Source organism: Mycobacterium sp. B14F4 (assembly GCF_039871645.1).
GTDB lineage: Bacteria > Actinomycetota > Actinomycetes > Mycobacteriales > Mycobacteriaceae > Mycobacterium.
In genome coordinates, this window is sequence record NZ_JBDPMF010000006.1 from 298,541 (window position 1) to 314,599 (window position 16,059).

The 16,059-nt window shown below is 68.1% G+C and carries 8 protein-coding genes; all 8 read left to right on the plus strand.

Annotated elements, in window-relative coordinates:
- Nucleotides 1–111: 111 nt before the first annotated feature.
- The 8 genes from ABGB19_RS18935 (at nt 112) to ABGB19_RS18970 (ending at nt 16,058) form a co-directional block, all read left to right on the plus strand.
- Nucleotides 112–1,593 (plus strand): wax ester/triacylglycerol synthase family O-acyltransferase, encoded by a 1,482-nt coding sequence (locus ABGB19_RS18935; protein WP_347687502.1) that lies wholly within the window; start codon nt 112–114, stop codon nt 1,591–1,593.
- Nucleotides 1,590–3,227, plus strand: a complete 1,638-nt coding sequence (locus ABGB19_RS18940) for an HAD-IB family hydrolase/lysophospholipid acyltransferase family protein (RefSeq protein ID WP_347687503.1) — start codon at nt 1,590–1,592, stop codon at nt 3,225–3,227. Before ABGB19_RS18935 ends, ABGB19_RS18940 begins: the two co-directional genes overlap by 4 nt.
- Complete coding sequence (locus tag ABGB19_RS18945; protein ID WP_347687504.1) at nt 3,224–5,569, plus strand: glycerol-3-phosphate 1-O-acyltransferase; 2,346 nt, start codon at nt 3,224–3,226, stop codon at nt 5,567–5,569. Before ABGB19_RS18940 ends, ABGB19_RS18945 begins: the two co-directional genes overlap by 4 nt.
- Before the next feature lie 87 nt (nt 5,570–5,656).
- Nucleotides 5,657–6,544 carry an MBL fold metallo-hydrolase gene (locus ABGB19_RS18950; protein WP_347687505.1) on the plus strand — a complete coding sequence of 296 codons (888 nt, stop codon included), beginning with the start codon at nt 5,657–5,659 and terminating at the stop codon, nt 6,542–6,544.
- Between the two features lie 103 nt (nt 6,545–6,647).
- A complete protein-coding gene (locus ABGB19_RS18955) occupies nt 6,648–8,645 on the plus strand; it encodes a cytochrome c oxidase assembly protein (protein ID WP_347687506.1) in 1,998 nt (665 codons plus the stop codon).
- Between the two features lie 171 nt (nt 8,646–8,816).
- Nucleotides 8,817–9,287: a single-stranded DNA-binding protein gene (gene ssb / locus ABGB19_RS18960; protein WP_347687507.1), complete on the plus strand. Its 471-nt coding sequence runs from the start codon at nt 8,817–8,819 to the stop codon at nt 9,285–9,287.
- Nucleotides 9,288–9,383: 96 nt separating this feature from the next.
- Entirely contained in the window at nt 9,384–11,057 is a 1,674-nt protein-coding gene (ettA, locus tag ABGB19_RS18965; protein ID WP_347687508.1) for an energy-dependent translational throttle protein EttA, read from the plus strand.
- A gap of 120 nt (nt 11,058–11,177) precedes the next feature.
- On the plus strand, nt 11,178–16,058 hold the full coding sequence (locus ABGB19_RS18970) for an NAD-glutamate dehydrogenase (protein WP_347687509.1): 4,881 nt from the start codon (nt 11,178–11,180) through the stop codon (nt 16,056–16,058).
- Nucleotide 16,059: the final 1 nt, after the last annotated feature.

The following is a 16,059-nucleotide window of genomic DNA, read 5'->3' on the forward strand; positions in this document are numbered from 1 at the left end:
TGCGTCTACCCGCTCGACGGGTCGCCGACCGCTACTAAAGGGCTCTCGCGCCGACAGACAGCGGACTAGCGTGGTGATCAACGACGCGAGGGTGAGGAGGTTGGGAGGCCTATGAGCGACGTGCCGGAACTCGACGTGGCGGGACTGCCCGAGGAACTCAGTCCGCTCGACCAGATCCTGCATCGCGGCGAGGCCAACCCACGCACCCGTTCGGGCATCATGACGGTCGAGATCCTGGACTGTGCCCCCGACTGGGAAGTGTTCCGGGCCAAGTTCGAGAACGCCTCGCGCAAGGTGTTGAGGCTGCGGCAGAAGGTCGTCACGCCGACGCTGCCGACCGTTGCGCCGCGATGGGTGATCGACCCCGATTTCAACCTCGACTTTCACCTGCGCCGGATCCGCGTTCCGCAGCCCGGCACGTTCCGGCAGGTGCTCGACTTCGCCGAGGTGGCCGCGCAATCGCCGCTCGACATCTCGCGGCCGCTGTGGACGGCGACGCTGGTCGAGGGGCTCGCCGACGGCCGCGCCGCGCTGGTGGTCCATCTCAGCCACGCCGTCACCGACGGCGTCGGCGGCGTCGAGATGTTCGCCAACCTCTACGACCTCGAACGCGAGCCACCGTCGCAGGAGGTTCCGCCGCTGCCGATCCCGCAGGATCTCTCCCCGAACGACCTGATGCGCCAAGGCATCAACCGCATACCGGGCACGGTGGCGGGCCGCCTGCGCCACGCCCTGTTCGGCGCCGCACACGTCGCCAACGAGGTGATCCGCGACCCGATCTCCCGGCTGGGCAGCATCGTCGAGTACGCCATGTCCGGGGCGCGGGTGATGGGACCCGTCGCCGACCCGTCGCCGGTGCTGCGTCGCCGCAGCCTGTCGACGCGCAGCGAATCCATCGACATCGAGTTCGGCGCCCTGCACCGGGCGGCCAAGGCGGCCGAGGGCTCGATCAACGACGCGTACCTGGCCGGGTTGTGCGGCGCGCTGCGGCTCTATCACGACGCCAAGGGCGTGCCGATCGAGGCGCTGCCGATGGCCGTGCCGGTCAACCTGCGTTCGGACGCCGATCCCGCGGGCGGCAACCGGTTCGCCGGGATCAACCTCGCCGCCCCGATCGGCCTGACCGATCCGGAAATCCGCATCCGCGACATCCGCTCGCAGATGACCAGCAAGCGCGAGGAGCGCGCGATCGACATGGTCGGTGCCGTGGCCCCGGTGCTCGGTCTGCTGCCCGACGCGGTGCTCGAGTCGATGGCCGGCTCCATCGTCAACTCCGACGTGCAGGCCAGTAACGTGCCGGTGTATGCCGGTGACACCTATATCGCGGGCGCAAAGGTGTTGCGGCAGTACGGCCTCGGTCCGCTGCCGGGGGTCGCGATGATGGTGGTGCTGATCTCCCGCTCGGGCTACTGCACGGTGACCACACGCTATGACCGGGCCGCAATCACCGACCAGGAGCTCTGGGCGCGGTCCCTCCTGTCGGGCTTCGACGAGGTGCTCGCTCTCGGCGGCGAGGGCCGCGCCGAGCCCGCCTCGTTCACCGTCGACGCCGTCTCACCGGCTCCGTCACCCAATGGGAGTGCAGCACAATGACTTCGGAGAACGGCCAGCCCCGACGCACCCTGCGGCTGCCTGGCTCGGTCGCCGAGATCGAAGCGAGCCCGCCCGGGCCCGGGGTCGGGGCGTTCTTCGACCTCGACGGCACGCTGGTCGCGGGCTTCACCGGTATCGTCATGACGCAGGACCGGTTCCGCCGCAGGCAGATGTCGGTGGGTGAGTTCATCGGGATGGTGCAGGCCGGCCTCAACCACCAACTCGGCCGAGCGGAGTTCGAGGACCTCATCGGCAAGGGCGCGCGCATGCTGCGTGGCAACTCGCTCGACGACATCGACGAACTGGCCGAGCGACTGTTCGTGCAGAAGATCGTCAGCCGGATCTACCCCGAGATGCGAGAACTGGTGCGCGCGCACATGGCTCGCGGGCACACGGTGGTGCTCAGCTCGTCGGCGCTCACCGTTCAGGTCGAACCCGTCGCGCGATTCCTGGGCATCGAGAACGTCTTGAGCAACAAGTTTCAGATCGACGAGAACGGGCGGCTCACCGGCGAGGTGCTCAGACCCATCATCTGGGGGCCGGGAAAGGCCAGGGCGGTGCAGGCTTTCGCCGCCAAGAACGGCGTCGACCTGTCGAGGAGCTACTTCTACGCCGACGGCGACGAGGACGTCGCGCTGATGTATCTCGTGGGCAATCCGCGGCCGACGAACCCGGGCGGCAAGCTCGCCGCGGTCGCGGCCAAGCGGGGCTGGCCGGTGCTGCGGTTCACCAGTCGCAGTGGCTCCAGCCCGATCTCGCAACTGCGGACCGCCGCGGGCATCGCGTCGATGGCGCCGATCGCGGCCGGTGCCGTCGGGCTGGGCCTGCTGACCCGTAACAAGCGCACCGGGGTCAACTTCTTCACCTCCACGTTCGGCAGGACGCTGTTGAATACCATCGGTGTCAACATCAACGTGCTCGGCAGGGAGAACCTGACCAAGCAGCGCCCGGCGGTGTTCATCTTCAACCACCGCAACCAGGCCGACCCGCTGATCGCGGGCCGGCTGGTCGAGACCGACTTCACCTCGGTCGGCAAGAAGGAGCTGGAGAAGGACCCGATCGTCGGGACACTCGGCAAGATCATGGACGCCGCGTTCATCGACCGGGAGGATCCGCGCAAGGCGGTCGAGGGGCTCAAGAAGGTCGAGGAGTTGGCGCGCAAGGGTTTGTCGATCCTGATCGCGCCGGAAGGCACCCGCCTCGACACCACCGAGGTGGGCCCGTTCAAGAAGGGGCCGTTCCGCATCGCGATGTCGGCCGGAATCCCCGTCGTGCCCATCGTCATCCGCAACGCCGAGGTCGTGGCGGCGCGCGACTCGAGCACCTTCAACCCCGGCACCGTCGACGTGGTGGTGTATCCGCCGATACCGGTCGAAGACTGGACCCACGACGACCTCGGCGAGCGGATCGAAGAGGTCCGCCAGCTTTACCTCGACACGCTCAAGGACTGGCCGCACGAGGAACTGCCCACCCCGGAGCTGTACACCCGCAAGCGGGCGCCGGCGAAGAAGGCCGCCAAGACGTCCAGGAAGGCCGCCAAGACCGCGTCGGACAAGCCGCCCGCGAAGAAGGCCGCCGCGAAGCAGACCGCGTCGAAGTCGACGCCGAAGAAAGCCGCGAAGGGCCGGCCGTGAAAGCCTCCGTCGACCACTACGCGCCCTTCACGCCGGCCGGTGACGCGCTTGTGCTGGCGTCGGTGTCCTCGCCCGCCGAGCAGGAGTTGCTCGACGACTGGCTGGACCGGCAGCGACGTGACAACCCCGGCTCGAAGGTCGAGGTGCTGCAGCTGCCCCACGACGACCCGCCGCCGGGGGTGCTGGCCCAACTCGTGGCCGAGCTCGAGGCCGACGAGGACCGCTTCGTCGTCCCGGTGCGGGTGTTCTGGGTACCGGGGGGACTGCCGACCCGCTCGAAAGTGGTCTCGCTGATCTCGGGGCGAGACACCTACCGTCCGCCGGAGATCCTGCAGCGGCGCATCCTGCGCAAGGACCCGGCACGGGCCCGGGTCGTCGCGGGCGAGCCCGCCAAGGTCTCCGAGCTGCGACAACAGTGGGCGGACACCACTACGGCCGAAAACGCCCGCGAATTCGCCCGATTCGTGATCCGCCGCGCCATTCTGGCGATCGAGCGGGTCGAGTTGCGTCTACTGGGGCCCGAATACAAGTCCCCGCGCCTGATCAAGCCGGAACTGTTGGCGTCGGCGCGGTTCCGCGACGGGCTCGAGAAGCTGCCCGGCGCGACGCTGGAGCAGGCCGGAGAGATGCTTGACGAATTGTCCACCGGGTGGAGCCGGTTCTCGGTGGACCTGATCCCGTCGCTCGGGCGGGCGATCTTCAGCCGCGGTTTCGATCCGAACGTCGACTACGACCGTGCCGAGGTCGAGTCGATGCGCCGCAACCTGGAGAACCACCCGGCGGTGCTGCTGTTCTCGCACCGGTCCTACCTCGACGGGGTGATCGTGCCGGTCGCGATGCAGGAGAACCGGTTGCCGCCGGTGCACACCTTCGCCGGCATCAACCTGTCGTTCGGGTTCATGGGTCCTCTGATGCGCCACTCCGGCGTCATCTTCCTGCGCCGCAAGCTCGACGACCCGGTGTACAAGTACGTGCTGCGACAGTTCGTCGGCTACATCGTCGAGAAGCGGTTCAACCTCAGCTGGTCGATCGAGGGTACCCGCTCGCGCACCGGAAAGATGTTGCCGCCCAAGCTCGGTCTGCTCGCCTACGTCGCCGACGCCTACCTCGACGGCCGGAGCGAGGACATTCTGCTGCAGCCGGTGTCGATCAGCTTCGACCAGTTGCACGAGACGGCCGAGTACGCCGCCTACGCGCGCGGCGGTGAGAAGACGCCCGAAGGCTTGTCGTGGATGTACAACTTCATCAAGGCGCAGGGCGAGCGCAACTACGGCAAGATCTATGTCCGCTTCCCCGAAGCGGTGTCGATGCGCGAGTACCTCGGCGAATCGCACGGACCGATGGCTAGTGACGAGGCGGCGAAACGGCTTGCGCTGCAGAAGATGGCGTTCGAGGTGTCGTGGCGGATTCTGCGAGCGACCCCGGTCAACGCGACGGCTTTGGTTTCGGCGCTGCTGCTGACCACCCGCGGAGTCGCGTTGACGCTCGACCAGATTCATCACACCCTGCAGGACTCGCTGGACTATCTGGAGCGCAAGCAGACGCCGATGACCAACAGCGCGTTGCGGTTACGCACTCCCGACGGCGTCCGTGCGGCGCTCGACGCGTTGTCGAACCGCCATCCGGTCACGTGCGTCGAGGGCGGACGGGAGCCGGTGTGGCGGATCGCTCCCGAAGACGAACACGAAGCGGCGTTCTACCGCAACACGCTCATCGACGCCTTCCTGGAGACCTCGCTCGTCGAGTTGGCGCTCGTCCACGCCGGGCGCGCGGTATCCGACCGGCTGGAGGCGTTCTGGTCCCAGGTGATGCGCCTGCGCGACCTGCTCAAGTTCGACTTCTACTTCGCCGACTCGGCGGCGTTCCGTGAGCACGTCGCCGAGGAGATGTCCTGGCACAACGGCTGGGAGGACGACGTGTCCGCGGGTGACGAGGCCGTCGATGCGTTGCTGAGGAGCAAACAACCGCTGATGGCGGGGGCGATGCTGCGGCCGTTCTTCGAGGCGTACGAGATCGTCGCCGACGTCTTGCGCGACGCCCCCGCCGACATCGACGACAAGGAACTGACGAAACGGGCGCTGGGCGTGGGCAACCAGTACGTCGCCCAAGGCAGGGTGCGCACCAACGAGTCGGTGTCTGCACTGCTGTTCGCGACGGCGCGGCAGGTGGTCGCCGACCAGGGGCTCCTCGGACCGGGTCCCGACCTGGCTGAGCGGCGCACGGCGTTTCGCGACGAGCTTCGCGGCGTGCTGCGCGACATGGAGAAGGTCGAGCAGATCGCGCGCGAACAGTTCATCGCCAGGGAGGCTCGGCGCCGGGTGGAGCGCAGCAAGACGGCCTAGCGGCTCGTCCTCTCCGAGTGCACGGTTCGTGTACGTGAATCGCGAGAAGGGCGGCAAACAACCGTGCTGTCGTCGTAGCGTCGGTGCATGCCGACTGAGCATTGGCGCATCGGTGATGTCTCGATAACAAAAGTGGTCGAGCGGGAGTTGTCGATTCCGGTGCAGATCCTCACCCAGATGATGCCGAGCGCCTCGCTCGCGCAGATCGAGGAATTGCGCTGGCTAGAGCCACACTATGTCCACAACGATCTGACAAATGTCGGGTACTACTCCTTCCTCATCGAGACCCCGGTCGCGAAGATCGTCGTCGACACCGGCGTCGGCAACGCCAAGTCGCGCACGTACGACGACTTCAATCGGCTCGAGACGGACTACGACGCGAATTTCCGGGCGGTGTGGGACCCCGACCGCGTCGACCTCGTCGTGTCGACGCATCTGCATGTCGACCATGTCGGATGGAACACCTGGCTGGTCGGCGGGGAATGGATCCCGAGGTTCGATCGCGCCGACTACTGCTTCGTCGAGCAGGAGTACAGGCACTGGAAGCGGTTTGCCGACGACAACGATCCCGTCAACGCCACTCTCGACGTGGTGGCCGTGTTCGAGGACTCGGTACGCCCGATCGACGCCGCTGGGCTAGCTCGGTTCGTCGCATCGGACACGGCACTTACCCCCGAGGTGCGGCTGCTGCCGTCACATGGTCACACCCCTGGCCACGTGTCCGTTGTCGTCGAGTCACGCAGCGAGCGCGCGGTGATCACCGGGGACCTTATGCATAGCCCGTGCCAGATCGGCCACCCCGAGTGGTCGTCCGTATACGACACCGACCCCGACGCATCGGCGGTCACCCGCCGAGCCTTCCTCGAGCGCTTCGCCGACACCGGCACACTCGTCATTGGGACCCACTTCGGCACACCGACCGGCGTCACCGTGAACCGCGACGGCCCCCGGTTCCGGCTGACGCCTGTCGGGTAGCCGAGTTCTCGCCGAGTGCACGGTTCGTGTACGTAAATCGCGAGAAGGGCTGCAAACAGCCGTGCGCTCGGTCAGCTTGGGGGCTCGCCATACGCTGGTAGGTATGACAGCGACGGCATCGGCGGTGCGCAGCGGCCCGGTGTGGCCGGTGGTCGTCGGTGTCGCGTTCCTGGCGGGCGCCGTCGCCGCGGGCATCTCGGCGCTGTCGCTCGCCGACGCGCTCACGGCGACGGGGCTGCCGAATCCCGGCCCCGTGACGACTTACGGCCTGCCGTTCGTCCGGGCCGCCGGCGAGATCGCCGCCGTCACGGCCGTCGGGTGCTTTCTGTTCGCGGCGTTCCTGACCCCGCCGCAGGGCAACGGCGTCCTCGACGCGAGCGGCTACCGCGCCCTGCGCCTGGGCACCGGGGCGTCGGCGGTGTGGACGGTGTGCGCGGCGCTGCTCGTGCCGCTGACCGTGTCCGACGTGTCCGGCCAACCGCTGCGCAATCACCTCAACCCTGTCGACGTCTGGGCGGCGGCCGGCCTGGTCGAGACCGCGAGCGCATGGCGGTGGACCGCGTTCATCGCCGCCGCCGTCACGGTGGCCAGCCTTCCCGTGCTGCGGTGGTCCTGGACGCCGGTGCTGCTGGCCGGCGCGGTCGCGACGCTCGCCCCGCTCGGTTTGACCGGTCACTCGTCGACCGGCGGGGCCCACGACCTGGCCACCAACAGCCTGCTCTTCCACCTCGGCGCCGGAGCGCTGTGGGCGGGCGGCCTGCTCGCGCTGCTGGCGCACGCCATGCGCGGAAGCGCCCATGCCGATGTCGCCGCCCGCCGCTTCTCGGCGCTGGCGCTGTGGTGTTTCGTCGTGATGGCCGCCAGCGGTGTCGTCAACGCGCTGGTGCGCATTCAGCCCGCCGAGCTGTTCGGCACGGAGTACGGCTGGCTGATCGTCGCCAAGGCCGTCGCGCTGGGCACGCTCGGGGCGCTCGGTTGGTGGCAGCGGTGCACCGCCGTCAGCATGCTGAAGACGGACCCCAACGCTCGCGGCCCGCTGATCCGGCTCGCCCTGGTCGAGGCGGCGGTGTTCGGAGCGACGTTCGGCATCGCCGTCGGGTTGGGTCGCACGCCTCCGCCGCCGCTTCGGGAGCAACCCAGTCCCGTCGAGGTCGCGATCGGCTACGACTTCGCCGGACCGCCCACGGCCGCGCGGATCCTGCTCGACTGGCGGTTCGACCTGATCTTCGGCACCGCCGCCATCGTGCTGGCCGCGGTCTACCTGCTGGGTGTGCGCAGGCTGCGCCGTCGCGGCGACGCATGGCCGGTCGGCAGGACCCTGGCCTGGCTGTGCGGATGTGCCGCGCTGCTGTTCGCGACGTCGTCGGGCCTGGGCCGCTACGTGCCCGCGATGTTCTCGATGCACATGATCGCGCACATGCTGCTGTCTATGCTGGTGCCCATCCTGCTGGTGCTCGGTGCGCCGATGACGCTGGCGCTGCGGGCGCTGCCGACCGCGGGCCGCGGTGAGCCGCCGGGCCCGCGCGAGTGGCTGCTGGCGGCGCTGCACTCGCGGGTGTCGCGGTTTCTGACCAACCCGATCGTGGCGACGGTCGTCTTCGTCGCCGGCTTCTACGGTCTGTACTTCGGTGGTCTGTTCGACGCGGCGGTCGACAACCACGCCGCCCACGTGCTGATGAACGTCCACTTCCTGCTCAGCGGATACCTCTTCTACTGGGTGGTGATCGGCATCGACCCGGCGCCGCGCCAGCTACCGCCGCTGGGCAAGCTGGCGATGGTGTTCGCATCGCTGCCGCTGCACGCCTTCTTCGGGGTGGTGTTGATGGGCATGAAGACAGTCCTCGGCGAGACGTTCTACCGGTCTCTGCAGTTGAGCTGGCATACCGACCTGCTCGACGATCAACGGACGGGTGGCGGAATCGCCTGGGCCGCAGGCGAAGTCCCGCTCGTGATCGTGATGCTCGCGCTGCTGATCCAATGGCGGCGCAGCGACCAGCGCACCGCCAAGCGGCTGGATAGGGCCGCCGACCGCGACGACGACGCGGACCTGGCCGCCTACAACGCGATGCTTGCCGAGCTGGCTCGCCGCGACAACAGGTAGCGGCCGCACGCCCGGCGTCGCCGTTCATCCCCAACGCCCGATTCATCCACAGGGCCCGGCCCCGGCTGCCCTGCCCGGCCCGTCGGTGTCGGCGCCCCGGCGCTCAATGGCGGTGTCACCGACGAACCGGGATCCCCGGCCGTCGCCAGGAAACAAGTCGGAGGAAACATCATGTTCGAGACACCGTTAACCATCGTCGGCAACATCGTCACCGACCCGATCCACCGCCGGGTCGGTGATCAGGAGATGGTCAGGTTCCGCGTCGCGAGCAACTCGCGCCGGCGCACCGCCGAGGGAACATGGGAGCCGGGCAACTCGTTGTTCGTCACGGTGAGCTGCTGGGGGAGGGTAGTGGCCGGCGCCGCCGCCGCGCTGGTCAAGGGCGACCCGGTCATCGTCGTCGGACACGTCCACACCAGCGAGTACGACGACCGCGACGGCAACCGCCGCTCGTCGGTCGAGGTGCGCGCGACGTCCGTCGGCCCCGATCTGGCGCGTTGTAGTGCACGTATCGACCGGGCCAGGCAGCAGACCGACCAGCGGGCCACGGAGCTGGGCGACCAGTCCGCGGACAGCGCCGACGACGACGCCGATCAGGACGAAGCGGATCAGTCGGACAAGGCGTTGCCCTTGACGGCTTAGCACGGCACACGGTCGGCGCCGCCGGCGAGGCCACGCCTACGATGGTCCGCGAGCAATACCGGAATACTCGCGATTTTCGAAAGGCAACCACACGGCATGGCCGAATTCATCTATTCGATGCGGAAGGTCCGCAAGGCGCACGGCGACAAGGTGATCCTTGACGACGTCAGCCTCAACTTCCTTCCGGGCGCGAAGATCGGCGTCGTCGGTCCCAACGGGGCGGGCAAGTCGAGCGTCTTGCGGATCATGGCCGGCCTGGACCAGCCGAACAACGGCGACGCGTTCCTGCAGCCCGGCGCGACGGTGGGCATCCTGCAGCAGGAGCCCCAGCTCGACGAGACCAAGACGGTGCGGGAGAACGTCGAGGCCGGCGTGGCCATCAAGGGCAAGCTCAACCGCTACAACGAGGTCGCCGAGCTGATGGCCACCGACTACTCCGACGAGCTGATGGAGGAGATGGGCAAGCTCCAGGAGGAGCTCGACGCCGCCGACGCCTGGGACATCGACAGCCAACTCGAGCAGGCGATGGACGCGCTGCGGTGTCCGCCGCCCGACGAGCCGGTGACGCACCTGTCCGGCGGTGAGCGCCGCCGGGTCGCGCTGTGCAAGCTGCTGCTGTCCAAGCCCGACCTGTTGCTGCTCGACGAGCCGACCAACCACCTCGACGCCGAGAGCGTGCAGTGGCTCGAACAGCACCTCGCCGAGTACAAGGGCGCCATCCTCGCGGTCACCCACGACCGGTACTTCCTGGACAACGTCGCCGAGTGGATCCTCGAGCTGGACCGCGGCCGGGCCTACCCGTACGAGGGCAACTACTCGACCTACCTGGAGAAGAAGGCCGAGCGCGTCGCGGTGCAGGGCCGCAAGGATGCCAAGCTGCAGAAGCGCCTGCAGGACGAGCTGGCGTGGGTCCGCTCGGGCGCCAAGGCCCGCCAGGCCAAGAGCAAGGCCCGGCTGCAGCGCTACGAGGAGATGGCCACCGAAGCGGAGAAGACGCGCAAGCTCGACTTCGAGGAGATCCAGATCCCGGTCGGGCCGCGGCTGGGCAACGTGGTCGTCGAGGTCGAGCACCTCGACAAGGGGTTCAACGGCCGCCCGCTCATCAAGGACCTGTCGTTCACGCTGCCGCGCAACGGGATCGTCGGCGTCATCGGCCCCAACGGCGTGGGCAAGACCACGCTGTTCAAGACCATCGTCGGGCTGGAACAGCCGGACAGCGGCACGGTGAAGGTCGGCGAGACGGTCAAGCTGAGCTACGTCGACCAGAGCCGCGCCGGCATCGACCCGAAGAAGACGGTGTGGGAAGTCGTATCGGACGGGCTCGACTACATCGAGGTCGGCCAGAACGAGATTCCGTCCCGGGCGTACGTCTCGGCGTTCGGCTTCAAGGGACCCGACCAGCAGAAGCCCGCGGGCGTGCTGTCCGGCGGTGAGCGCAACCGGCTCAACCTGGCGCTGACACTCAAAGAGGGCGGCAACCTGATCCTGCTCGACGAGCCCACCAACGACCTCGACGTGGAGACGCTGTCGTCGTTGGAGAACGCGCTGGAGAAGTTCCCCGGCTGCGCGGTGGTCATCTCGCACGACCGCTGGTTCCTCGATCGCACCTGCACGCACATCCTGGCGTGGGAGGGCGACGAAACCAACGAGGCCAAGTGGTTCTGGTTCGAGGGCAACTTCGGTGCCTACGAGGAGAACAAGGTAGAACGTCTCGGCGTCGAGGCGGCCCGTCCGCACAGGGTGACCCACCGCAAGCTCACCCGCGACTGATCCGGCGGGGTAGGAGCGGAGGGACTGGGGGACAACTAGTGTCATCTTGCGGGGCACCGGAGCCGCGGAAGCCGTGACATTCCACGCCGGTGGCCCGCGAGATGAGGGCAGGAGCGTCGCATGTCGGTGAATCCGGGAGCCGTCGGGAGACCGGGTGGCACCGGGCCGAGCGTCGCCGGGCCGCAGGGTTCGTCCGCCGGCGACGGCGAGATCATGGCCCGGCTGGGGCGAGCCTATCTGGCCACTTACCGCGGTCCGCACGCCGATGCGCCCGCCGACTCGTCCGTGACGCTGCCGGTCGATGTGACCGCTCACCGGACGGTGACGCCGGATCTGGTGTCGGCTCACCGTCGACTCGGTCATCGCCGGGCGATCGGGGACACCCGCGTCGAGGTGTATCCCGCCGACGACCCCGCGGGGTTCGGGCCGGCGCTGCAGATCGTCACCGACCACACCGCGATGGTGATGGATTCGGTGACGGTGCTGCTGCACCGGTTCGGCGTCGCCTACACCGCGATCATGAACCCGGTGTTCCGCGTGCACCGCGGACCCGCCGGTGAACTGCTCGACGTCGCGCCGGTCGCCGACGCCGCGCATACCCGCGGCGGACTCACCGAGACGTGGATCCATGTGCAGCTGGCCCCGACTGCGGACGCCAAGGCCACGGCCCAGGTCGCCTCGATGCTGCCGAGCGTGCTCGCCGACGCTCGCCAGGTCGCGCTCGACTCGACGGCCCTGTCGTCGACGCTGCGGGGGCTGGCCCATGACCTCGACACCGATGCCGGCGGCCGATTCCCCGGCCGCGACCGCAACGACGTCGCGGCGCTGCTGCGCTGGCTGGCCGACGGCCACTTCGTGCTGCTGGGTTATCAGCGCTGCCCGGTGCGCGACGGGCGGTCGTCGGTGGACCCGGCGAGCAAGCTCGGCGTGCTGCGGCTGCGCCAGGATGTGCTGCCCCAGCTGACCGACAGCGGCGACCTGCTGGTGCTCGCGCAGGCCACCATGCCGAGCTACCTGCGCTACGGCGCCTACCCGTACATCGTCGTCGTCCGCGAGCATCCCGGGTCCACCGCGGTCGAACACCGGTTCGTCGGCCTGTTCACCGTCGCGGCGATGAACGCCAATGTGCTTGAGATTCCGTTGATCTCACGCCGGGTCAAGGAGGCGCTGGCGATCGCGCAGCGCGACCCGAGCCATCCCGGCCAGCTTCTGCTGGACATCATGCAGACCATCCCGCGGTCGGAGTTGTTCGCCCTGTCCGCGCCCGACCTGCTCGCGATGGTCAAGGCCGTCGTCGACCTCGGCTCACGCCGGCGGACCCTGCTGTTCCTGCGGGCCGACTCCCTCGCCCACTTCGTGTCGTGTCTGGTGTACCTGCCGCGCGACCGCTACACCACCGCGGTGCGACTGGCGATGCAGGACATCCTGGTGCGCGAACTCGGCGGCGTCAGCATCGATTACACCGCGCGGGTCAGCGAATCACCCTGGGCGGTAGTGCATTTCTCGGTGCGCATGCCCGATTCGTCTCGCGCCCAGGACATCGACACCTCCATCGGCAACGAGACCCGGATCCAGAACCTGCTCACCGAGGCGGCCAGGACGTGGGGCGACCGGCTCATCGGTGCCGTCAAGACCGGGTCGATCGACCAGGCCACCGCGCAGCATTACTCGACAGCCTTCTCCGAGACCTACAAGCAGGCCGTCTCGCCGGATGATGCGATCGGCGACATCGCGATCATCGAAGCACTGCGCGACAAGTCGATTCAGCCCGTTCTCGTCGACACCGAGAGCGAGGGCACCGCGCAGCTCACGCTGTATCTGGGCGGCCAGTCCGCCTCGCTGAGCGATCTGCTCCCGATCCTGCAGTCCATGGGCGTCGTCGTCCTCGAGGAGCGGCCGTTCACGGTCGTGCGGCCCGACGGGTTGTCGGTGTTCATCTACCAGTTCAAGATCTCCCCGCACAAATCCATTGCGGCGGTGCCGGACGAGGAGCGTGACGCGACGGCGGAGCGCTTCGCCGACGCGGTCACCGCCATCTGGCATGGCCGCGTGGAGATCGACCGGTTCAACGAACTGGTGCTGCGTGCCGGGCTGAGTTGGCAGCAGGTCGCTGTTCTGCGCAGCTACGCAAAGTACCTGCGGCAGGCGGGTTTTCCGTACAGTCAGTCGCACATCGAGACAGTCGTCAACGACAACGTTAAGACCGCGCGGTCGCTGGTCGAGCTGTTCGAGGCACTGTTCTTTCCGTCGGCGCAGCCGGAACAGGACGGCCCGAAGCGTCGGGACGCACAGGCAGCCGCCGCGGCGGTGGCCGCCGACATCGACGCGCTGGTCAGCCTGGACACCGACCGCGTGCTGCGGGCGTTCGCCTCGATGATCCAGGCCACGCTGCGCACCAACTACTTCGTCGGCCGCGAGGAATCGGCCCGGCACCAGAACGTGTTGTCGTTCAAGCTCAATCCCGGGCTGATCGACGAACTTCCCCTTCCTCGACCGAAATTCGAGATCTTCGTCTACTCACCGCGCGTGGAGGGGGTGCACCTGCGGTTCGGGCACGTGGCGCGCGGCGGCCTGCGCTGGTCGGACCGGCGCGAGGACTTCCGCACCGAGATCCTGGGCCTGGTCAAGGCCCAGGCCGTGAAGAACGCGGTGATCGTGCCGGTCGGCGCGAAGGGCGGATTCGTGCTCAAGCGACCGCCGTCGCCCACCGGCGACGCGACCGCCGACCGCGACGCTGCGCGCGCCGAGGCGGTGGCCTGCTACCAGCTGTTCATCGCCGGGCTGCTCGACGTCACCGACAACGTCGACAAGGCCACCGGCGACATCGTGCCACCGCCGGATGTGGTCCGCCGCGACGGCGACGACGCGTATCTGGTGGTCGCCGCCGACAAGGGCACCGCGACGTTCTCCGACATCGCCAACGAGGTCGCCAAGTCTTACGGCTTCTGGCTCGGTGACGCGTTCGCCTCCGGCGGCTCGGTGGGCTACGACCACAAGGCGATGGGGATCACGGCCAAGGGCGCGTGGGAAGCCGTCATGCGCCACTTCCGCGAGATGGGCATCGACACCCAGTCCGAGGACTTCACCGTCGTCGGCGTCGGCGACATGAGCGGCGACGTGTTCGGCAACGGGATGCTGCTCTCCAAGCACATCCGCTTGCTCGCCGCATTCGACCACCGGCACATCTTCATCGACCCCAACCCCGACGCGGCGCGGTCGTGGGAGGAACGCAAGCGCCTGTTCGACCAGCCGCGGTCCAGCTGGGAGGACTACGACGCCTCACTGATCAGCGAGGGCGGCGGGGTGTACAGCCGTCAGCAGAAGTCGGTGCGGATCAGCAAGCAGGCGCGGGCGGCGCTGGGCATCGAGGAAGGCCTCGAGGAGCTGACCCCGCCGAACCTGATCAAGGCGATCCTCAAGGCTCCTGCCGACCTGCTGTTCAACGGCGGTATCGGCACCTACATCAAGGCGGAGACAGAGTCGGACTCCGACGTCGGCGACCGCGCCAACGATCCGGTTCGGGTGAACGGAAACCAGGTGCGCGCCAAGGTGATCGGTGAAGGCGGCAACCTCGGTGTCACCTCGCGCGGCCGCATCGAGTTCGACCTCGCCGGCGGCCGCATCAACACCGACGCCATGGACAACTCCGCGGGCGTGGACTGCTCGGACCACGAAGTCAACATCAAGATCCTGATCGACTCGCTGGTCACCGCGGGCAAGGTCAATGCCGACGACCGGACCGACCTGCTGCTGTCGATGACCGACGAGGTCGGCCGACTGGTGCTCAAAGACAACGAGGACCAGAACGACCTGATGGGCACCAGTCGTGCCAACGCCGCGAGCCTGCTGACCGTGCACGCGCGGATGATCCGGGCGTTCGCCGCCGACCGCGGGCTCAACCGTGAACTCGAGGCGCTGCCCTCGGAGAAGGAGATCAGGCGCCGCGCCGAGATCGGAATCGGTCTGACCTCACCGGAGTTGGCGACTCTGATGGCGCACGTGAAGCTGGCGCTCAAGGACGACGTGCTGGCCAGCGAGCTGCCCGATCAGGATGCGTTCGCCTCGAGGCTGCCGTGGTACTTCCCGGCGACGCTGCGCGAGCAGTTCAGCGGCGAGACCCGTGCGCACCAGCTGCGCCGGGAGATCGTCACCACCATGCTGGTCAACGACCTCGTCGACACCAGCGGCATCACCTATGCCTACCGGATCACTGAGGACGCCGGCGTCGGACCGGTGGACGCGGTCCGCAGTTACGCCGCCGCCAACGCGATATTCCGGATCAACGACGTCTGGCGCCAGATCCGGGCCGCCAGCGTGCCGGTGGCGGTGTCGGACCGGATGACGTTGGATCTGCGCAGGCTCGTCGACCGGGCCGGGCGCTGGCTGCTCAACTACCGTCCTCAGCCGCTGGCGGTGGGCGCCGAGATCAACCGTTTCGCCGCCAAGGTCGCCGCCCTGACGCCGCGCATGCCGGAGTGGCTGCGTGGTGACGACGAGGCGATCGTCGCCAAGGAGGCCCGCGACTTCACCTCGCACGGAGCCCCCGACGACCTCGCGTACATGGTCGCAACCGGGCTCTACCAGTTCAGCTTGCTCGACATCATCGACATCGCCGACATCGTCGACCGGGAACCGGCCGAGGTCGCCGACACCTACTTCGCGCTGATGGATCACCTCAACACCGACAACCTGCTGACCGCGGTGTCGCGGCTGGAGCGCGACGATCGCTGGCATTCGTTGGCGCGGTTGGCCATTCGTGACGACATCTACGGCTCGCTGCGGACGTTGTGCTTCGACGTGCTGGCCGTCGGCGAACCGGAGGAGACCGGTGAGGAGAAGATCGAGGAGTGGGAGCTGACGAACGGCTCACGCGTGAGCCGCGCTCGTCGCACCCTCACCGAGATCTACGAGAGCGGCGAGCATGACCTGGCGACGCTCTCGGTGGCGTCCCGCCAGATCCGCAGCATGACGCGAACCAGTGGAACGGGGACTTCTCGGTGAC

Excerpts from the sequence above, each read along its gene's own strand:
- ABGB19_RS18935 (WP_347687502.1), top strand. The coding sequence starts at position 112 with ATGAGCGACGTGCCGGAACTCGACGTGGCGGGACTGCCCGAGGAACTC.
- ABGB19_RS18970 (WP_347687509.1), top strand. The coding sequence starts at position 11,178 with ATGTCGGTGAATCCGGGAGCCGTCGGGAGACCGGGTGGCACCGGGCCG.
- ABGB19_RS18940 (WP_347687503.1), top strand. The coding sequence starts at position 1,590 with ATGACTTCGGAGAACGGCCAGCCCCGACGCACCCTGCGGCTGCCTGGC.
- ABGB19_RS18955 (WP_347687506.1), top strand. The coding sequence starts at position 6,648 with ATGACAGCGACGGCATCGGCGGTGCGCAGCGGCCCGGTGTGGCCGGTG.
- ssb (WP_347687507.1), top strand. The coding sequence starts at position 8,817 with ATGTTCGAGACACCGTTAACCATCGTCGGCAACATCGTCACCGACCCG.
- ABGB19_RS18950 (WP_347687505.1), top strand. The coding sequence starts at position 5,657 with ATGCCGACTGAGCATTGGCGCATCGGTGATGTCTCGATAACAAAAGTG.
- ettA (WP_347687508.1), top strand. The coding sequence starts at position 9,384 with ATGGCCGAATTCATCTATTCGATGCGGAAGGTCCGCAAGGCGCACGGC.